Origin of the sequence: Parundibacterium terreum (assembly GCF_014636315.1) — a bacterium.
Taxonomy (GTDB): domain Bacteria; phylum Pseudomonadota; class Gammaproteobacteria; order Burkholderiales; family Burkholderiaceae_D; genus Undibacterium; species Undibacterium terreum.
On record NZ_BMED01000002.1, the window covers coordinates 315,983 to 335,462 of the forward strand.

17 protein-coding genes are annotated in these 19,480 nt (G+C 55.9%); all 17 read right to left on the minus strand.

All coding sequences use genetic code 11. The features are described 5' to 3' along the window. Positions 1–17: 17 nt before the first annotated feature. Entirely contained in the window at positions 18–1,100 is a 1,083-nt protein-coding gene (locus tag IEW12_RS10425) for an acyltransferase family protein (RefSeq protein ID WP_229751035.1), read from the minus strand. A gap of 20 nt (positions 1,101–1,120) precedes the next feature. Beyond that, positions 1,121–2,341, minus strand: coding sequence for a DUF5009 domain-containing protein (locus IEW12_RS10430; protein WP_188565995.1), 1,221 nt, complete (start codon positions 2,339–2,341; stop codon positions 1,121–1,123). A 6-nt stretch (positions 2,342–2,347) separates the two neighbouring features. Further along, on the minus strand, positions 2,348–3,679 hold the full coding sequence (locus IEW12_RS10435; RefSeq protein ID WP_188565996.1) for an MFS transporter: 1,332 nt from the start codon (positions 3,677–3,679) through the stop codon (positions 2,348–2,350). 49 nt (positions 3,680–3,728) lie between these two features. Then, positions 3,729–4,895 carry an ABC transporter ATP-binding protein gene (locus tag IEW12_RS10440; protein WP_188565997.1) on the minus strand — a complete coding sequence of 389 codons (1,167 nt, stop codon included), beginning with the start codon at positions 4,893–4,895 and terminating at the stop codon, positions 3,729–3,731. 49 nt (positions 4,896–4,944) lie between these two features. Further along, on the minus strand, positions 4,945–6,480 hold the full coding sequence (gene nagZ, locus IEW12_RS10445) for a beta-N-acetylhexosaminidase (protein WP_229751036.1): 1,536 nt from the start codon (positions 6,478–6,480) through the stop codon (positions 4,945–4,947). Next, positions 6,477–7,307, minus strand: coding sequence for a carbohydrate ABC transporter permease (locus IEW12_RS10450; protein ID WP_188565998.1), 831 nt, complete (start codon positions 7,305–7,307; stop codon positions 6,477–6,479). Before IEW12_RS10450 ends, nagZ begins: the two co-directional genes overlap by 4 nt. Then, on the minus strand, positions 7,304–8,173 hold the full coding sequence (locus IEW12_RS10455; protein ID WP_188565999.1) for a carbohydrate ABC transporter permease: 870 nt from the start codon (positions 8,171–8,173) through the stop codon (positions 7,304–7,306). Before IEW12_RS10455 ends, IEW12_RS10450 begins: the two co-directional genes overlap by 4 nt. Further along, positions 8,170–9,477 carry an ABC transporter substrate-binding protein gene (locus IEW12_RS10460; RefSeq protein ID WP_229751037.1) on the minus strand — a complete coding sequence of 436 codons (1,308 nt, stop codon included), beginning with the start codon at positions 9,475–9,477 and terminating at the stop codon, positions 8,170–8,172. Before IEW12_RS10460 ends, IEW12_RS10455 begins: the two co-directional genes overlap by 4 nt. 172 nt (positions 9,478–9,649) lie before the next feature. Further along, positions 9,650–10,660 carry an SIS domain-containing protein gene (locus tag IEW12_RS10465; protein WP_188566782.1) on the minus strand — a complete coding sequence of 337 codons (1,011 nt, stop codon included), beginning with the start codon at positions 10,658–10,660 and terminating at the stop codon, positions 9,650–9,652. Then, complete coding sequence (gene nagA, locus IEW12_RS10470; RefSeq protein WP_188566000.1) at positions 10,653–11,771, minus strand: N-acetylglucosamine-6-phosphate deacetylase; 1,119 nt, start codon at positions 11,769–11,771, stop codon at positions 10,653–10,655. The genes IEW12_RS10465 and nagA overlap by 8 nt, the downstream gene beginning before the upstream one ends. After that, complete coding sequence (locus tag IEW12_RS10475) at positions 11,768–12,502, minus strand: GntR family transcriptional regulator (RefSeq protein WP_188566001.1); 735 nt, start codon at positions 12,500–12,502, stop codon at positions 11,768–11,770. The genes nagA and IEW12_RS10475 overlap by 4 nt, the downstream gene beginning before the upstream one ends. A 2-nt stretch (positions 12,503–12,504) precedes the next feature. Then, a complete protein-coding gene (locus IEW12_RS10480; RefSeq protein WP_188566002.1) occupies positions 12,505–13,398 on the minus strand; it encodes a glucosamine kinase nucleotide-binding domain-containing protein in 894 nt (297 codons plus the stop codon). A 146-nt stretch (positions 13,399–13,544) separates the two neighbouring features. Then, a complete protein-coding gene (locus IEW12_RS10485) occupies positions 13,545–13,985 on the minus strand; it encodes an ExbD/TolR family protein (protein WP_188566003.1) in 441 nt (146 codons plus the stop codon). Between the two features lie 184 nt (positions 13,986–14,169). Continuing rightward, on the minus strand, positions 14,170–14,601 hold the full coding sequence (locus tag IEW12_RS10490; RefSeq protein WP_188566004.1) for an ExbD/TolR family protein: 432 nt from the start codon (positions 14,599–14,601) through the stop codon (positions 14,170–14,172). 163 nt (positions 14,602–14,764) lie between these two features. Continuing rightward, positions 14,765–15,664 (minus strand): MotA/TolQ/ExbB proton channel family protein, encoded by a 900-nt coding sequence (locus IEW12_RS10495; RefSeq protein ID WP_188566005.1) that lies wholly within the window; start codon positions 15,662–15,664, stop codon positions 14,765–14,767. A 185-nt stretch (positions 15,665–15,849) separates the two neighbouring features. Further along, positions 15,850–16,515, minus strand: a complete 666-nt coding sequence (locus IEW12_RS10500) for an energy transducer TonB (protein WP_188566006.1) — start codon at positions 16,513–16,515, stop codon at positions 15,850–15,852. Between the two features lie 301 nt (positions 16,516–16,816). Continuing rightward, entirely contained in the window at positions 16,817–19,480 is a 2,664-nt protein-coding gene (locus IEW12_RS10505; RefSeq protein ID WP_188566007.1) for a TonB-dependent receptor, read from the minus strand.

Sequence of the window (19,480 nt, forward strand, 5' to 3'; positions counted from 1 at the left end):
CCGTTGTTATCACATACTCAGATCGTGATGCGCCAGCCGCGCCGGTAAAACAGCCTCATCAGCAGCCACCACAGCATGGTGAACACGGCCGCGAATGCCGCGGACGCAAACCCGGGGCCGACCAGCGGCGTCAGCGGCACTTCAAACAAGGCCTTGTACAGCGGCATCATCGCGCCGCTTCCAGCGAGCACGCAAGTCGCTATCCATGAGCCTGCATACGCGGCAATCGCATTGACGCCAAAACTGCGGCCAAGCGCAGGCCAGCCTCTCAGATCAATCAGATAGTGCGCAAGCCCAATCGCCAGCAGTGCAAAGCCGCCGGTCCACAATACAAAGGACGGCGTCCATAATTGCTTGTTCAAAGGCAGCACCAGAGCCCACACCGCACCGGCCAGGCACGCGGCAATGCCCACCGCTGCCAGCCGGCTGCTTTGCCCTTTGCGCAGCCATTCGCCCGCGCGTATGCCGAGTAAAACAGTGGCCACCGACGGCAGGGTACTTAGCCATCCTTCCGGGTCGTGCGCCTTGCCGCTTGCGGCATCGTACAAATACGCATATTTTCCCAGCAGCACCGTATCGATTTTATCTGCCAGGTTGGTGTCCGGCTGCAGACTGCCTCCAGCCATGAGCAAGGTCCAGTATCCGAGCAGGATGGCAGCGAAAATCCCCCATTGGATAAACCCATTCCTGACGTAGACAAGAAGCAGACCGGCAAAACCGAAGCAGATGCCTATCCTTTGCAGCACACCCAGCAGGCGAAATCCCCTGCCCTCAAGCAAGGCCCAGGCAACGACATGCAGCGCGATTCCTAGCAGCACGATGCGCGCGGCGCGCAACAGCACCGTGCGCGCAAGTTGCGCTGGCTGTGCTCCCGATTCCATCTTCGGCCCCAATGCAAGGCTGAGGGAAACCCCGACGATCAGCAGAAAAAATGGGAAGATGAAATCGGCCGGCGTGCAGCCGTTCCATTCCGCATGTTCCAGCCACGGATAAACATGGTTCCAGTCGCCGGCGCTGTTTACCATCAGCATCGCGGCGACGGTCAGGCCGCGCAAGGCATCGATGGACGACAGGCGCATTGCGCTGCGTGCAGTATTCATATTCTTCCTTGTGCCCTGTTTCATAACTGTAGCCGCAGCCCCAGCCTGCCGAGTACGGCAACCATCGCCAGCACCAGCAATGCATATACCGCGCACCAGGCGGCGCCGGCCCAGCCATGATGCAGCACATCGGGCAAACCCAGCCCCAGCCATTGCGTCAATGCATAGACAATATAGGGGATGATATAAGCCAGCAGCGGATTGGCCGCGGCCGGCTGTAAAAAGACGGCCCAGCCGCGCACTTTGCGTATATCCAGCAACCAGTATAGGAACATGAAAATACCGATGCAGGCGGCTGAGCTGTACAGGCACCATGCAGGCGTGGCGCGTATTTTTGAAATGCCGTAGGAAGCGCTTAGGCAATAGCCCGCCACGATCAACAGCAAAATCAGCGCTATCGCCTGCAATGAGCGGGCTTTTCCGGCAGTGCGTCCGCTTCCATCACCGAAAAAAATCAATGCTGTAATTACGCCGCACAACACAATCGACGAATGTGCTGCATGCCCAGGTTGGCTGAATATCCAGCCGGCCAGCGCATGCCCGCTGACCGGTGGATACTGCGCAATGCAATAGTAGGCAATGCAGGTGGCGATCAGCAGCAACAAAAGCAGCAGCGCCGGTTTGCGGTCTGCGGCAAACCGGTAGCCTGTACACGCAACAAGATAGGCCCAGCCTATCAGCCCCAGTATGCCCCACCATTGCACCGCCATGCCATGCAATTCCTGGCCACTGCCGCCACGGTATACAAGCGCTAGACCCAGCAAGCCAAGCATTCCAGCAAACCTGATAACGATGACCGGCATGCTGCGCGGCGAACTGTAGCGGCTCCAGACTGCGATCACTGCGATGTAAAACAGCAGCGACCATGCATGGATGGACAAAGGCATTACCTGTTCGCTGTAGCCGTCTTCCGCATTAACCATGAACAAGCCGACCAGCAGCAAGCCGGCGGTACGCAGCAGAATGTGCAGGTTTAGCTGCAGCGGCGTATCTCCCTGCGCGAGCCGCTGCCTGAAAGCGAACGGAATCGACATGCCGACAATAAACAGGAAGGCAGGGAAAACGACATCGACAAAGGTCATCGCATCGACGTCAGCCGGCGCATGCTCGGCCCACGCGGGGATGCCGCGCACGCCCGCCAGCTCATTGACGAAAATCATTACCAGGATCGTAAGGCCGCGAAATACGTCTATCGACTGTATCCGGCCCCTGCCCAGCCCATGCATGGGATTGGAATGCACAGCGCCCTATTTCTCGAATCTGCCAATCTGCACTTCTTCGTAGCCGAGAAACTCGGCTGCGGGCTCGGGCTCCTGTTCTCCTTCTTTCTTGAAAGGCAGGAAGCGCAGCACCAGCAGCACTGGCAACGCAGACAAGAAAACCCAGATAAAGAAATTTTTATAGCCGAGCGCAAGCTGGATATCGCCGCTGATCATCTTGAACAATACGAAGCCAAGCTGCATGAAACCCGTTCCCAGCGCATAGTGCGCGGTCTGGTACTTGCCAACAGCAACCACCTGCATGATGAACAGGATCACGCCGACAAAACCGAAGCCGTAGCCGAACATCTCCGTACTCAAAGCAACGGCAATCAAGCCTATATTGCTGGGCAGGGTTGTGCTGAGAATCACGAATACGATATTCGGCAAATTCATTGCAAGAATCAGGTAAGGAAGCGCTTTTTTCAGGCCCAGCCAGGAAGTAAAGTAGCCGCCCAGCACGCTGCCGGTCAGGAAGGCAACCGTCCCGGCAGTGCCGTAAACGACACTGACTTCATCAGTGCTCAGCCCCAGGCCGCCCACGCTTCTCGGGTCACGTAAAAACAGCGGGCCTATCGTCTGTATCTGGCCCTCAGCGGCACGAAACAGGATGATGAAAAGTATGCACAGCCATATGCCCGGCTTCTTGAAGAAATCAACGATCACTTTCCACAAGGTATAGAAGACGCTGCCCAGGCTTTCGCCGGCGACGACATTCTTTGTCCCCGGCAGCGCCCAGCTATGATACAGGCCGAGCACCACCAGCAAGAAACCCAGCACGCCGAAAACCGCCACCCACGCATTCTTGACGCCTATGCTTTTTTCAAGATGCCCTGCCAGGTACAGCAAGCCGCCAAACGAAAGAAATTTGGCAGCATTGAAGAACGCGCCTTGCCAGCCAGCATAAGCAGCCTGCTGTTTGTTGCTGAGGCTGGCAATATACAGGCCGTCCGCCGCAATATCATGCGTGGCCGAAGCAATGGCGACCACTCCCAGCAAGCCTATGCTCAACGCAAAGTACACCGGAAGCTGCAGTGACAGAGCAACCAGACCTAAGCAACATCCACCGACCAGTTGAAACATCACTACCAGCATCTTCTTGCTGCTGGCCCTTTCCAGAAAAGGGCTCCACAGAGACTTAAAGACCCAGGCAAACCCCAGCAGGCCGGTCCAGCGCGCGATCTGGTCATTCGGCACACCCAGGCTCTTGTACATCAGGCTGGCGATCAGCGCGACCGTATAAAACGGCAAACCTTGCGCCAGATACAGGGTTGGAACCCAGCTCATAGGATGTCGGATGGCAGTTTCTTTAGTTGTCATGGAACGTGTCCCCCTGCTTCTGCTTATGTTGACTAATTATGTTGAATGCTTATGCTGAATAAAATGGCTGGCTTGGTGCAGTCTGGCTTGAAACCGGTATTCTTTTGCAGGCTTTGCCGCTTGTATCAAACAAATGGCAACGCTGCTGCTGTAACCTGGCGATAAAACGATCTCCTGCCTTCAGCATTGGTGCGTCCGTGCTCAGCTTGATGGCGATCATGGCGGGCTCGCCGGCCAATTTTGCATAGACGATCACGGAATCACCCAGATGCTCCACCAGTTCGGCGCACATGACAATACCTGACATGCCAATACCTGCCGCGTCCACTTCGGATAAAGGGGAAATCGACATGTGCTCGGCACGTATGCCCAATGTCAAGCCGTCGCCAGGCTTGATCCCCAGTGCTGAAACCGCCAGCGTCATGATGCTGGCATCAGCCAGCCGCAAGCTGACTTCATTATCTGCAACAGCCACAGCTTCGGCCTTCAGGAAATTCATTTTCGGCGCACCGAGGAAGCCCGCAACGAACTGGTTGCCTGGATTATCGTAGAGATCCAGTGGAGTGCCTACCTGCTCTATCCTGCCCGCATTGAAGACGACGATGCGCTCGCCCAAAGTCATCGCCTCTACCTGATCATGCGTGACATAGATCATCGTGGTTTTCAGCTCCTGATGCAGGCGGCTGAGTTCTATGCGCATTTGCACACGCAGGCTGGCATCCAGGTTGGACAACGGTTCATCGAACAGGAATACTGCAGGCTTGCGGACTATCGCCCGCCCTATCGCAACCCGCTGCCGCTGGCCACCGGACAGGTCCTTGGGCTTGCGTTGCAGCAGGTGGCTGATCTGCAGGATAGCCGCAGCCTGTTGCACCGCATCGTCCACCTGCTGCCGCTTCATGCCGGCCAGCTTCAGGCTGAATGCCATGTTTTCATACACCGACATATGCGGATACAACGCATAGGACTGGAACACCATCGCCAGGCCGCGCTTGGCCGGGGCAATATCATTGGCCAGCGTGTCGCCGATATGCAGCTCACCGGCTGTGATATCTTCCAGGCCCGCGATCATGCGCAGCAGCGTCGATTTGCCGCAGCCGGATGGGCCGACAAAAACGACAAACTCCCCGTCTGCGATATCCAGATCGATGCCGTGGATGATCCTGGCATGGTCGCCATAGTCCTTGACGATACCGGTCAGTTTAACTTGCGACATGTTGGCGGCTTAGTGTAGTGAGCATTTTCTGTCTATGAATTACGTTTTTTTAAGCCGTCATATCCTGGAAACTCTGGACCGGAAGCTGTCCTTCCGCCTTTAACTCGCCAGCAAACCAGGCCGCAGCAGCCTCCAGCGCCGGGCCGGAAAAACCATAGGTGATCAACGCAGGCGCCTGGATATCCAGCGACTGGAACGGGTTCCACAAAACCAGGTGCAGGTCCGGTTTCCATGTGCGGCGCACCTGCTCGCTGTAGCGCAGGCGTATGGTTGACGCAAGTATCACCAGGCGACCGTCATCCGGCAAGCTGCTCCAGTCGAAATCATCCATTTTCTCAAATGTGACCGTGTCCACGTCATATACGCGGCTCAGCATTGCCGCTACTTTCTCGGCCGGGATACCGGCTTCCGACACACCGTCACTGACTACGTTGCCGCTCGTCACCAGGCGAATCTTGCTGCCGGGCGCAGGAGCGGATGCGTTCTTGTAAGTAGTCAGGCCACTGCTCCAGGCGCGCACCATCAGGGCCTGATCTTGCGCTTCAGTTTGATAAGCTACCGGGGCGCAAGGATATTGCTGCGCCAGCCGGGCGACACGCGCCAGACGCTGTTCCAGGCCGGCCTGATCAATCTCCCCGGCTTCTATCGCTGCAGTCAGCGCATCCAGGGTTTCCCGCTGTGTTTCTCTGGTGCCCAGCGCCATCACCATATCCGCACCAGCGGCCAGTGCAATCACCGCGGCCTTGCCTACGCCATAGTGGCCGGCGATCGCGTGCATGTCCATGCCATCGGTAATGACGACACCCTGGTAATTCCATTCATCGCGCAAAATACCGGTCAGGATTTTTTTGGACATGGTCGCCGGATAATCCGGATCCAGTGCCGGGTAGATGATATGCGCGCTCATCATCGCCGGTGCATTGCCCGCTGCCTGCCTGAACGGCGACAGTTCCAGCGCATCCAGTTTGGCGCGGGATTTGGCTACCGTAGGTAAATCCCGGTGCGAATCCACATTGGTGTCGCCATGCCCGGGGAAATGCTTGACACAACAGGCCACGCCTTCCGACAGGCTGCCTTCCATCCAGGCCAATGCCAGTGCAGTGGCCTTGTCCGGATCGGCGCCGAAAGAACGCTCCGAGATGACGGGATTATCCACATTATTGTTCAGGTCCAGCACAGGCGCAAAGTTCCAGTTAAAGCCCAGCGACTTGACAGCACGCGCAACTGCCGCCCCCACTTCGCGGCACAAGGCTGTATCATTGCTGGCCCCCAGCGACATCGCCGCGGGCGGCTGCGGCACCCAGGTCGCGCGCACCACGGCGCCGCCTTCCTGATCTATGCCGATCAGCGAATCCGGCCCCATCACGGCGCGCAGGTCGGCGGTGAATTTGGACAATTGCTGCGCATCGACCATGTTCTGGCGGAACAGACAAACCGCACGGATGTGGTTATCTCGCAGGAAGGCCGCAGTATCGGCGTCCAGCGAAGTGCCCGGCATGCGTATCATGATGGACTGCCCGGCGATTTTTCTCGCATCCTCGCGTGCATCCAGTTTCTTGCTTTGTTCATTGATGTTCTGACTCATTTCACTGCTCCGTCCATGCCGCGCATAAAAAAGCGCTGGGTAAATAAAAAGGCAACCAGTATCGGGGCCACCGTTAATATTGTTCCGGCAGCGATCACGCGGGTGCTGCTGCCGTATGTGCCGCGCAGGTAAAGCACACCTGCCGACAGCGGAAAGTCTTCCGGCTTGCTGATCACGATGGAAGGCCAGATGTATTCGTTCCATGCCTCCACCGCCGACAGGATGCCGACCGTCGCCAGCCACGGTGTAATCAGGGGCAAGACGATCTTCGCAAAGATGATCCATTCGGAGGCGCCATCCACCCTCGCCGCATCGATCAAATCCTGCGGCACCTCATCAAAGGCCTGCTTCAACAACAATATGGATACTGCGGTCACCACATTGGGCAAGATCACGCCGGTATAGGTATTGACCAGGCCTATCTTGGTCATCGTAATGAAGTTGACCAGGAAATTGACTTCAGACGGCAATATCATCGTGGCCAGGATCAGGCCGAACACCAGCTTGCTGCCGGTGAAACGCATGCGCGACAAGGGATAGGCTGCCAGCGAGCACAGCAGCAATTTCCAGATCACGGTGGACAGCGTGATCAGCAGTGAATTCTCGTAGAACGCCAGGATGGGAATGACACGGAATACCTCGGTGAAATTCTCCAGCGAAACCGCCTGCGGCCAGAAGCTGGGCGGAAATTCGAAGATGTTTCCTTCGGTAGAAATCGCCACGACCAGCGTCCACCAGAACGGGAACACGCACAATATCGCCAGCGCCAGCAATACCAGGTATTGAAGCAGGACGCGCGGCAGTTTGTGCAGGGAGCTCGTGTTCATCGGTGTTTTGGCCTGAGATAGCGCAGGCATGCAACAGCGATGCCTATGCAGAATACAGAAACCACGAAGCTGGCAGCCAGTCCGCGTGGCAGCTTCAAATGCTTCAGGCCCTGGTCATAGGCGTAATACAGTGCGGTAAAGGTAGAATTCATCGGCCCGCCCTGAGTCAGTACATCGACTTCCTGGTAAGCCTTCAGCGCTGCCAGCACCGACATGATGGTGCATACCATGATAGTCGGATATAGCATGGGCACCGTGATCTTCCAGAAGCGCTGCCACAGGTTGGCGCCGTCCAGCACTGCCGCTTCCTGCATCTCTGCCGGTATCGATTGCAAGGCCGCCAGGTACATCACCATATACCAGCCCAGCCCGCGCCACAGGGAAACAAACATGATGGCAAATAGCGCAATCGCATCATCGGATAGCCAGCCTACCGGATCACTGATCGCATGCAGCTTCAGCAAGACGTAATTCAGCGTTCCCTGCTCATGAAACATGAATCCCCACATGATGCCGACTACCGCAACGGTAGTCACAACCGGTACGTAATAAGCGGCGCGGAACAGGCGTATGCCCGGCAGTTGATTGTTCACCAAGACCGCCAGCGTGATCGCCCCTAACTGGGTGAACGGCACGATCAACAGGAACAGCAGGGAATTCTTCAGGCCCGTCAGGAACATGTCGTTGCCGAAGATGTAGCGAAAATTGTCCAGGCCCACCCAGTGCGTAGGGCGCACCAGGCTGAAATCGGTAAAGGTCAGGTAAGAGCCGAAGAGTACCGGCCAAAACGAAAACATGGCCAGCAGCACCAGCGCCGGAGCAAGGAAAACATAGGCCAGCAAGCCGTGTTTGCGCCAGATGCTCATAGCGGCTTCGCCAGTTTTTTGTTCCAGATGACAACCGCCTCATCCAGCGCCTGCTTGATATCCTTCTTGCCCGTCATGCCGGCTTCGACCGCCTTGACCAGGAAGCGCCGCAGTTCATCGTAATCGTCGATACCGGCCACATACAGGCTACGCGAATTTTCCATAGACCCTGCAGCAACAGCCTGCGCTTGTTCCGCGGCGCCAGCCTGTGCAGGCAACTGCAGAAAATGCGGGTCAGCCAGCGCCTTCACCGTGGTCGGCATCACATTGGCAATCTTGGCAAATTCCAGTTGATTCTCGTCATTGGTCAGGAACTGGGCAAACCTGGCTATCGCCGGCAATGATTGCGCAGGTACACCTTTGGGCACGGCGAAATTGAACATCCATCCGCCGTCACCTATGCCGGTGGGCCCAGGCGGAGCTGGAAATACGCCGGTTACTGCATAAATTTCTTTGGAGTCTGCCTGTATGCGCCTTAATGCGGTGGGCGCACTGACCATCATTCCCAGGCGCCCTCCCAGATAGGCATCCACCACTGCCGGGAAATTATCCTCTGCAAACAGCTTATCCTTCAGGAAGCCGTTCGCTTTATAGGTATCTGCCAGCTTTTGTATCAGTGCAACGTGCGCCGGCGAATTGAATACCGCCCTGCCATCCTTTATCAGCAGCAAGCCTTGCTGCATCAGGAAGCCATCTATCTTGCCCAACGCAGGCGCATAGCCTGCCTTGCCTGTCCTGGCTGCGATCTGCCGGGCATAAGCCAATATCTCATCCATATTGCGCGGCGCGCGCTGCAAACCTGCCGCCGCCAATATCTTGCTGTTATAGGCGATGACATTCACGTTGCTGTAGTGCGGAAAACCGTAAAGGTGGCCGCGAAAACTCATGTCGTCCAGCGCACCTTTGGTATAGATGGCGCGATTGCCTATCAACGCGTCTACCGGCTCTATCAGCCCGTCACGCGCAAACTCCTCGGCCCAGGGCACGCTCAGGTTGACCAGCGAGGGCGGTGTACCGGCAGCAATGGCGGCAATCAGCTTCAACTGCAGGATGTCCCACGGGAAATCTACCCACTCCAGCTTGACGCCGGGATTTTGTGCCTCGTATTTTTTTACCAGTTGCTGAAAGTAAGGAATGAACTTGGGCTTCAGGCTCATGGTCCAGAATTCGATTTTCTGCACACTCGCCTGTGCATGCGCTGGCACAGGCGCCGCACTGACGCTGAAAGGCAGCATGCTCAATACAGCAAAAGCTGTGCTGAGGCATGCTGCCGATACCAGGGTCTTCAGTGTGGAATGCCGCATTGCGCGTCTTAAAATCAAATATCCGGTTAAAAAAAATGCTCCCCCTCGCATTCTTCATAAACATCGATATCGTTTTGCACGTATCGGCATCTACAAACATACCAGCGGGAGCATCAGTTTCTCTACTACTTTTTATTGCTGCCTGACTTATTATTACTGCCTTATTGCCAGCTCAACTAGTCTTGGTGACCTTGCTGAGATGGCGCGGCTTGTCCGGATCAAGACCCCGTGCAATCGCCAAATTGGCAGCCATCACATAGAAGGCCTGGATTGCGACAATCGGATCCAGATCCGGTGTCGCTGCGGTAGGCAGGGTCAGGTTACGCTCCTTGACATCCACCGGTGCCGCCAGCAATACATTCGCACCGCGTCCACGCATTTCTTCTGCCAGCTTGATCAGGCCTGCCTGTGCCGGACCGCGGGTTGCGAAAATCAGCAAAGGATAGCCATCGTCGATCAAGGCCATGGGGCCGTGCTTGATCTCGGCGCCACTGAATGCCTCGGCCTGGATGACCGAGGTTTCCTTGAATTTCAATGCCGATTCCAGCGCCACAGGGAAGCTGATGCCGCGCCCTACCACCATGATCCTGGATGCAGGGGTCAATACTTCCAGCGCATTGGACCAGTCGGTACGAGTGGCAGCCTCCAGCGCTTCAGGCAGCATTTCTATCGCGCTGAGGAAGTCTGCGTCATTCTGCCAATTACCCGCCAGGCGCGCACCCGCAACCAGCGAGGTAATGAAACTCTTGGTTGCTGCCACGCTCAACTCCGGGCCGGCATGCAGGGGCAAGGTCCACTCAGCGCTTTGCGCCAGCGGCGAATTGGCATCATTGACCAGCGCCACTGTAGCGGCACCGCCCTGGCGGAAATAGCGTATCGGCTCTATCACGTCCGGACTCTGGCCGGACTGCGAAATTGCAATCGCCAACGCATTCTGGGCCAGCAACGGAGACTTGTTCAGCGTCACCAGGGACATCGGCAACGAGGCCACAATGCGCCCCAGCCTTGCCATGATCAGGTAGGCGGCATAGTTGGCCGCATGGTCGGAGCTGCCGCGCGCGACTGTCAGTACGGATGTAGGAGGATTGTCCCTGAGGGTACGACCTAGCTCGGCATAGCGCTCGCGTTCCTGGGTTAATTGCTGTGCTACAAACTCGGCGGAAGAGCAAGCTTCTTTAAGCATTTGCGAGGTCAATCTTTTCTCCTTCTACATAGACTGCTGTCAGGTTAAGTTCACGGTCCAGCACGACGATATCGGCGTAGCTGTTAATTTGCAGGCGGCCGCGCTCAGGCAGGCCCAGGTAATCAGCAGCATAGGTAGACACACGCCTGGACGCATCTTGCAGATCCAGGCCTATGCTGACCAGATTGCGCAAGGCCTGGTCCATGGTCAGCGTGCTACCCGCCAGCGTGCCGTCTTCCAGCCTGACGCCGCCCAGGCACTTGTGAACCACTTGGCGCCCCAGCATGTACTGGCCGTCCGGCATGCCGGAAGCCGCCGTAGAGTCAGTTACGCAATACAGGTGAGGGATAGCGCGCATCGCCGCCTTGATCGCTCCCGGATGCACATGCAGCAGATCGGGAATGATTTCGGAAAATTTCGCATGCGCCAATGCGGCGCCGACCATGCCCGGTGCCCGGTGGTCCAGCCGCGACATGGCGTTGTATAGATGTGTGAAGCCGGTGGCGCCGTTTTCCAGCGCTGCCACACCCTCTTCGTAGGTACCCAGAGTATGACCGATCTGCACTTGCATGCCCATTTCGGTCAATTGCTTCACCAGCTCCAGATGGCCTTCCATCTCGGGCGCGACCGTGATCAGCTTGATCGGCGCTATTGCGTGCAGATGCTGCACTTGTTCCAGCGTTGCCAGGGTTGCGAAATCGGGCTGTGCGCCCAGCTTGCCGGGATTGATGTAAGGGCCTTCAAGGTGCACGCCGAGCACGCGCGCAGAATTTTTCCCGCGCTCCTTGCAAGATATGCTGATCGCCTGCAAAGCCTGCTCCAGATCGGAAACCGGCGCCGTCATCGTCGTGGCCAGCATGCTGGTTGTGCCATGCTGGGCGTGCATGCGTGCAATCACTTGCACTGCATCGCCAGCTTCCATCGTATCCTTGCCGCCTGCACCATGCACGTGCAAATCGACAAAACCAGGCAAGATGTAGGGAAGATCGTTTTTTGCAGGGTCGGAAAACGCACCCTGGATATTCGCGATACGGTCAGAGAAATTCACCGTACCCTGTATCCAGCCTTTCGGCGTCAGTATATTGCCCTGCAGTTGCTGTGCATCTCTCATCTAAACAACTCCGCCACAAAATCATAATAATCGCTGCGGCAATACGAGTGCGTCAGCTCAACAGCGGCGCCGGTCGGCAGATAGCCGACGCGGGTAATGTAAAGCATCGCCGCACCCTGTTTGATACCCGCCAGCTTGGCCTGTTCCGCCGTCGCGTTGACAGCACGGATATGCTGCAAGGCGCGCGTTGGGGTAACGTTATGTGATTCCAGATAACCGTAAAGGCTATCGGTCACAGCTTTGGGGTTGGGCAGGTACAGCGCAGGTATCGTGGTGCTTTCTATCGCCATCACCACGTTGTCCGCAGTACGCAAACGTTTCAGGCGGGATACGACGGTATTGGGCGACAGGCCCAGCGACAAAATTTCTTCCGGCGCAGCAACACCTGTCTCGCGCGACAACCACTGCGAGCCAGGAACGAAGCCGCGCTGGCGCAGTTCTTCACTGAAGTTGGTCAGGCGCGACAGCGGCTGCTCCAGCTTGGGAGTGATATAGGTACCGGACCCATGCTTGCGGGTCAACAACCCGCGCTCGCACAGCATATCTATCGCCTTGCGCGCGGTGACGCGCGAAATTTCCAACGCGTCAGACAAAGTGCGCTCGGAAGGCAAGGCCTCGTCCGGCTGCCAGATACCGCTATGGATACCGGTAGCCAGCTTGTTGGCCAATTGCAGGTATAGCGGCGTAGAGCTGTCGCTATCAGGTTTGAACTCAAGTAGTTGAGCTAGCATTGTCAGCTTTCTGAAAAACTATTCTTGATCAGTATCAACGCGCCGGTCGCTGAATCAGCTTGTGGCTGTACGACGCGATTCAATAATGCAGGCGGCAGATATTCGCGCAAAGGCGCAGCCAAACCACCGCATAGGGCTATAGGCAATTGTGCAGACGGATCCAGCGCATGGGCCATCTTGGCAATCTCTTCACCGGCTTTTTGCAAAATGCCGCGCGCAACCGGTTCGGTCGGCGCGAACTGTATAGTGAAACGCGCCAGTTGCGCATAGGCGGTCTGGTTGGCCTGTGCCAGCCAGTTGAAAACGCCATCGCGTCCGCCGCCGCAATGCGCAACCACCGCAGCGGCAAATTCGGTTGGAGGATGCCGGCCATCCAGTACGTGCTGCACATGATTGATCGTATGCAAGCCAAGCCAGGCACCGCTGGCTTCATCGCTGGAAGGAAAGCCCCAGGCGCCAACTTCACGCCTGCTACCATCCGGCAACAAGACCTCACCGACACTGCCGGTACCAATGGCGATAATCGCGCCCGGCTGCCCCTGATGAGCTCCCAGCAAAGTGGTCTGGCCGTCGGTCCCAACCGCCAGCGCGCCAAAGCCAGGATTTTTTTCAGCGAAATCGTTCGCCCATTGTTTATTGTGCACACCGGCCAGGCCGCAACCGGCAGCGATGTCAGATAAAACAGGAGCATCCAGGCCAGCCTCAGCGAAAGCCTGTTTCATTGCATATAATAAGGCTGCCCAAGCATTGTCGATACCATGCATCAGACCGGAAGGACCTGCACTACCACGCCCCAGCTCAGCGCCGTCAGCATGCGCCAGCACCACCCGGGTGCCGGTTCCGCCGCCATCTACGCCGATCAGGTATTGGTATTGTTTGTTCACTTCTTTTTCCATCGATAAATTTCGCAATTCCCCCACGTATCAGGGGTCGGCTTCACTTTATGGCCTAACACAGTGGTTGTCAATAGGTATTTAAGTGGTATTTAATTAAATTCGTAAATCACTTGTTACAAATTGCAAGTATTACGTTAATTATTGCGTTAATCATTAATGAACTGCTCGTTACCGATCATGCCTATCTTGGTCACGCCCAGACGCTGTGCCGAGGCCATCACTGCTGCCACCGACTTGTATGCCACCAGCTTGTTGGGCTTCAAATGCACTTCCGGCTGATCCGGTTGCGCCGCTACTTCACGCAGCTTGGCTTCCAGTTCGCCGCGGCCGCCGCTCAGGGCAACGCCGTTCCACAGTACTGTTCCGTCAAAGTCCACGTCGATCGTGATCACCATTGGCTCTGTCAGCGGTTTGGCTGGCGAGCTGGTCGGCATGTTCAGATTGACTGCGTGGTTTTGAATCGGGATGGTAATGATCAGCATGATGATCAACACCAGCATAACGTCGATCAACGGCGTCATGTTCATCTCGATCATCGGTTCCGGATCGGCGGAGCTGACTCCGCCTGAGCCTATATTCATCCCCATGTGGGTTCCTTTCTTCTATTAACTACGTGCCACGCTCCGTCAGCGATAACGGAATTTTCATGTCTTTCTCTACCTCGCTTATAGAGCTTGCTGCAAAGCCTGGATGGCTAGGCGCGCCGACGCAGACAGCACGCAAGTGCGGCAAGGAGAAGCAACACCGCCAGGCAGGCTTTTCAGCAAGTTCTTAGCCGCCGCGCGGTGGCGGTTCGGTCACAAATCCGACCTTGGCTATTCCTGCGCGCTGGGCTGTCAGGATCACCTTGCCGACATACTTATACTGGGCGTTTTGATCGCCACGGATATGCAGTTCAGGCTGAGGTACCATCACAGCGACCTTCTTCAGCTTTTCAAACAACGCTGCCGTATCGGCTACTGGTGCTTCATTCCAGAACATCTGGCCTTCTTTGTCGATGGCCAGATTGATGTTTTCTGGTTTGGTCTTGTACGGCTGATTTGTCTCAGACGGCAGTTTGACCGGTACGGTGTGCGTGACGACGGGAATGGTGATCAGGAAGATGATCAGCAGTACCAACATAACGTCGACTAGCGGCGTGGTGTTGATGGTACTGTTGACTTCGTCTTCGCCGTCTCCATCATTGCCTATTGCCATTGCCATGAATAAGCATCCTAAATCTGAAATTCATTGCAGCAGGCCGATGAAATGAACGGCATGCTGCGTTGCAAATACTCGCAAGGGAAACCACCCTTGCTCCGTGTTGCGCCTGGCCTGCCGCCCATTGCATCAGCCCGCTGATGCAATGCACTTCAGACCCAGGACGCTAGCCTGCTTTTTTGATGCTGGCTGCGCCAGAAGCTTTGGACATGGCACCGGACAATACGACGGAGTGCAGGTCGGCGCTGAACGCACGAACGTCTTCCATTGCTGTCTTGTTACGGCGTACCAGGAAGTTGTAACCCAATACCGCAGGAACCGCTACACCCAGACCGATCGCAGTCATGATCAGCGCTTCACCCACTGGACCTGCTACTTTGTCGATCGATGCCTGACCTGCTACACCAATCGCTGTCAGCGCATTGTAAATACCCCAAACTGTACCGAACAGACCGACGAACGGTGCTGTGGAACCAACTGTTGCCAGGAAAGCCAGGCCATCTTGCAGACGGCTTTGTACTTTGTCTACTGCGCGCTGGATGGACATCGTTACCCAGGAGTTCAGGTCGATTTGTTCCAGCAGGGCGCCTTCGTGGTGGTCGGTCGCTTTGGTCGCTGTTTCGGCGATGAAGCGGAATGGGCTGCCTTCTTTCAGGCTGGTTACGCCAGCTTGTACGGAGGCGGCTTTCCAGAACTTGGTTTTAGCGTCTTTTGCCTGGCCGCTCATTTTGAGCTGGTCAACAAATTTGGTGATCAGGATGTACCAACTGCCCATGGACATGATGGCCATGATGATCAGTGTGGAGCGTGCTACGAAGTCGCCGCCTTTCCACAGGGCGTCCAGGCCGTATGGATTGTCGACTGGGTCTTTCGCTACTGCTGGTGCTGCTACGTCAGTTGGCGCTGCTGCTGGAGCAGCTGCTTCTGCTGCTGGAGCAGCTGCTGGTGCGGATGCTTCAGTACTTTGAGCTGACGCCGGTACGGACATTACAGCCAAGCCTGCACCAAACGCACATGAACCAGCCAGCAACAGGGCTTTCAATTTGGAGGATAAGGAAAATTTCATCTTACATACCTTCTTTAATTTAACTAAATACCAAAAAAATTCTAAAAAAACCTTACCGCCCGGGCCGCTGGCCAAGCGTAGCGAGCAGCTTCAGTTCTGGCCGAGGAGCGCAGTCGTACTTCAGTACGTCGAGCACCACAGGCCGGAAATGGAGCCGCGCAGTAGCTTGGACGGCGGCCACGAAGCTAGTCAAGACGCCATACATAATTAACCTTGGTCCAGAGCTGTTGCGGTTTGCCATCGACTGTGCCTGGTTTGTTTTTGCAGCTGCCCGACATCAGTTGGGATTTCACTGCATTGTCCAGATTTCTAAATCCACTGGATTTTTCAATCTTGACGTCTGATACGCTGCCGTCTGCTCCGATCAACACGGCCAGTCCTACTGTCCCTGTCTCTTCGTTACGCAATGACGCTCTTGGCCATTCCGGTTTGCAGCCTGCTGCGTTGAAATCGATCACGGCTGCTACCGATACCGGACCTGTCGCTTTTACCGGCGGTGCATCTGCTACCGGCGGCGCTGTCCTTGGCAGTACGTCCGTCGTCGGCTTGACTTGTGTCGAGACGATCGTCGGTTGCTGTACCTGCGGCTGTACCTGCACTTCCGGCGGCGGAATGAACGGCGGCGGCGGTGCGGCCAGTTTTGGCGGCGGTGGCGGTGGCGTTTCTGGAGGTGGTGGCGGTGGCTTGACCTCCTCTACGATCTTGGTTTCCAACGGCTTTTGCACTACTTCTAATATCTTGTGCCCCAAACCATTGAGCAGCGCATACACCAACGCCAAGTGAAATACGACTACCAGCGCAAACCCTGTGAGCCTCTTGCCGGGTTCCTGCTGCCGTTCTGAAAGATACATGTACTACTCCTGATATCTGCGGGTGCAACCTGGGCCAAAGGCCACAGGAAACCGGCATTGCGTTTCTTCTAATTTCCGTCGTGCCCCGGATCGAGGCTCATTGCATCAGCATCTGCCGTCTGGCTTAATGACAGGTGCTGATGCAATGAGCTTCCTCTTGCCATGGGATTTCCATGGGCAAATGAGTGCGTTTGAATTAATTGATGACCAAGTAGCAGAAAAAATGGCGGAGCAGAGAACGCTCCGCCATTTGGATCAAAGGAATTGCACAGGCCAGGCTGCGCAACTCCTCTAGCTCAGCTTAGATCTTGGCGCGGATACCGAAGTAGATCTGACGGCCGTTCTTGTAGAACGCACGTGGTTGATCCGGTGTCGTTGCATAGGATTTCAGCATAGGATCGTTCAGGTCCTTGCCTTCCAGCGTCAAGGTCAGATACTTGTTGACGTTGTAGGATACGGCAGCAGAAACAGTACCGACCGAATCCTGATAGATAGCGCTGTTACGGTCCAGGCCATTCAGGAAGGCAGAGCGATAGCTGTATTGCAGACGGGCGCTGAAAGTGTCGTTTTCGAAATAAGCACCCAGGTTATAGGAGTTCTTCGAAGTACCAACCATGCTGCAATCGCCACTTGTTGCACATGCGGAGCCAGTTGCCTTGCCTGTTTCTTTGCCATCAGCATAGGTGTAGTTCGCATTCACACCGAAACCGTAGCCCAGATCCTGGATGTAAGACAGTTCGACGCCTTTCACTTCCGCAGTCGTGTTCAACGCAGCGCTCATGTTGTACACGGTGTTTTTCTTCTGTGCATTGTTGAAGAAAGTTTGCTGGAAGGAACCGTAAGTCACATAGGAATCCATCGACATGTCGAAGACGCCGACAGACAGCAGGGACTTAGGTGCGAAATACCATTCCAGGCTGGCGTCGAAGTTATTCGAACGGATAGGCTTCAGGTTAGGATTACCGCCCGAACCAGTCATTTGCGTATCCAGCAAGCTCAGGGATGCCAATTGACCGAAATCAGGACGCGCCATGGTGCGGCTGACAGCAAAACGGCTTACCAGGTTCTTGCCCAGCTCAACGCGGAAGTTGGCGCTAGGCAGGATATCTGTGTAGCTGTTGTCTGTAACGATAGGATTCCATACATCGTTAGGCGAACCATTTTCTACGTGCTCTTTAGTGCTGACTGCGCGCACACCGAAGTTACCGGAAACCATGTCGGTGCTGAAGTTAGCCATTGCATATGCGGCCTGGACGTCTTCCTTGATCTTGAACTCAGACTGGTAAGAGTGAGCGCTGAAAGTGATGTACTTGTTGGCCCAGCCAGTGACGGAATCACCAGTCATGGTCCAGGTGTTATTCAACACGTTAGGCAAGCTGGAATTGAAATTCGTCACACCAGTAGGAGCATTGGCAACCAGTGTACCCGCATCGGCAACCGTACCATTCAGATAGCTCAGGTCACGGTCATGGGTTGCAAAGCGCACGCCGAAGTTCACGCTGTGCAGGATGTCGTTGCCTGTTTTCCACAAGCCATCGACCTGTCCATAGGTTTCCTTGTCGTTTGCTGTCACCTTGGATGCCCAGCCGCCAACCTGGCCTACGCTGCGGAAAGTCAGTTTGTCGGAGTTGGGAACAATGACGGTGGATGGCGAAGCCAGGCCGTTCAGCGTGATGCTGCCGCCACTGTACGCATTCCACGCTTCGTAGCCGATATCCTGGGTATAACCGGTACCCCTGGTCTGACCCAGCTTGCCTTCAAAGCTGAGCGAAGCGCTGGCCTTGTAGGACGCATCCAGGTTGACGAACTTGGAGTCGCTGTAGGACCCAGGACGCACCGCGATATCCTGCACAGAAGAAGACATCGCAGAGCAGTCTTTTCCTGTTGGACAGGTAGTCGGGAAAGTGATGTTGGTGAGGGTGTTGCCGGTAATCGTCCAGCTCGATGGCGCCACGCCGCCCACACCGGACCAGTTATTGGTCAGGATGCTGTACGGAGGGAACATCATGTTGCGGTTGACGTTGGATGCGTCCAGCTTGGAGTAGAAGCCGGTCAGATCCAGAGTCCATTCGGTGTTTGGCTTGAACTGTACATCAATCAGGCCGCCCTTGCGTTCACGCTTTTGTTCGAACTGGGAGGTACCGGTCAGCAGGGAGATATTCTTGCCCAGCACTTCAGGATGCGCCTGGGTCCAGCCCGAGCCATCGTAGCCGGCAGACATTTTGTCCCACCACAGGAATTCCTGGCCGTCACGTTTCAGAGAGCGCTTTTCGTCAAAGGCCTGCACCAGCACGCCCAGAGTGTTGTCGGCATTTTTCCAGTTGAACAATGCGCTGAACTGACCGTCAGTCTTGCTTGCCAGGCTGGAGTTCACGCCTTCAACAGTAGCTATACCGGTGAAGTTTTCCTTGAAGTCCAGAGGCTTGCGGGTTTCGATATCGACGGAACCGGCAGCACCACCTTCTACCAGGTTAGCCTGGGAGCTCTTGTGGACAGTTACACGGCCGATCAATTCGGATGGGAACAGGGAATAGCTGACGCTACGGCCGCCGCCGGTAATATTGGCTGCGTACCAGTCACCACTGGATACCGTGTGGCCATTCAATGTCGTCAGTGTCAAAGCAGATGGCGTGCCGCGCAAGGCCACACGATCGTTTTCGCCGAAACCGCCTTCAGTACCGCCGGCAGTTGCAACGCTAACGCCAGGAATACGCTGCAGGGAATCTGCCACGTTTTTGTCCGGCATCTTACCCACGTCTTCGGAAGTGATCACTTCGACGACGGAATCGGAATTACGTTTTTGATTGATGGATTGCTGCAAGGAAGCGCGGATACCCGTTACCACGACTTCTTGTGCCTTTGCATCGCCCGCTTTTGCATCGGCTTGCTGTGCATGCGCCGACATGGCGCTACTCATAATGAGTAGCGCGACAGCGGATGCAATTGGTGTCAAATTGCTCTTCAT

What these genes read in the sequence shown, in the direction of transcription:
- IEW12_RS10480 (WP_188566002.1), bottom strand. Translation starts at nt 13,398, where the DNA reads ATGGAAAAAGAAGTGAACAAACAATACCAATACCTGATCGGCGTAGAT.
- IEW12_RS10475 (WP_188566001.1), bottom strand. Translation starts at nt 12,502, where the DNA reads ATGCTAGCTCAACTACTTGAGTTCAAACCTGATAGCGACAGCTCTACG.
- nagZ (WP_229751036.1), bottom strand. Translation starts at nt 6,480, where the DNA reads ATGAGTCAGAACATCAATGAACAAAGCAAGAAACTGGATGCACGCGAG.
- nagA (WP_188566000.1), bottom strand. Translation starts at nt 11,771, where the DNA reads ATGAGAGATGCACAGCAACTGCAGGGCAATATACTGACGCCGAAAGGC.
- IEW12_RS10500 (WP_188566006.1), bottom strand. Translation starts at nt 16,515, where the DNA reads ATGTATCTTTCAGAACGGCAGCAGGAACCCGGCAAGAGGCTCACAGGG.
- IEW12_RS10440 (WP_188565997.1), bottom strand. Translation starts at nt 4,895, where the DNA reads ATGTCGCAAGTTAAACTGACCGGTATCGTCAAGGACTATGGCGACCAT.
- IEW12_RS10450 (WP_188565998.1), bottom strand. Translation starts at nt 7,307, where the DNA reads ATGAACACGAGCTCCCTGCACAAACTGCCGCGCGTCCTGCTTCAATAC.
- IEW12_RS10465 (WP_188566782.1), bottom strand. Translation starts at nt 10,660, where the DNA reads ATGCTTAAAGAAGCTTGCTCTTCCGCCGAGTTTGTAGCACAGCAATTA.
- IEW12_RS10485 (WP_188566003.1), bottom strand. Translation starts at nt 13,985, where the DNA reads ATGGGGATGAATATAGGCTCAGGCGGAGTCAGCTCCGCCGATCCGGAA.
- IEW12_RS10490 (WP_188566004.1), bottom strand. Translation starts at nt 14,601, where the DNA reads ATGGCAATGGCAATAGGCAATGATGGAGACGGCGAAGACGAAGTCAAC.
- IEW12_RS10435 (WP_188565996.1), bottom strand. Translation starts at nt 3,679, where the DNA reads ATGACAACTAAAGAAACTGCCATCCGACATCCTATGAGCTGGGTTCCA.
- IEW12_RS10460 (WP_229751037.1), bottom strand. Translation starts at nt 9,477, where the DNA reads ATGCGGCATTCCACACTGAAGACCCTGGTATCGGCAGCATGCCTCAGC.
- IEW12_RS10455 (WP_188565999.1), bottom strand. Translation starts at nt 8,173, where the DNA reads ATGAGCATCTGGCGCAAACACGGCTTGCTGGCCTATGTTTTCCTTGCT.
- IEW12_RS10425 (WP_229751035.1), bottom strand. Translation starts at nt 1,100, where the DNA reads ATGAATACTGCACGCAGCGCAATGCGCCTGTCGTCCATCGATGCCTTG.
- IEW12_RS10495 (WP_188566005.1), bottom strand. Translation starts at nt 15,664, where the DNA reads ATGAAATTTTCCTTATCCTCCAAATTGAAAGCCCTGTTGCTGGCTGGT.
- IEW12_RS10505 (WP_188566007.1), bottom strand. Translation starts at nt 19,480, where the DNA reads ATGAAGAGCAATTTGACACCAATTGCATCCGCTGTCGCGCTACTCATT.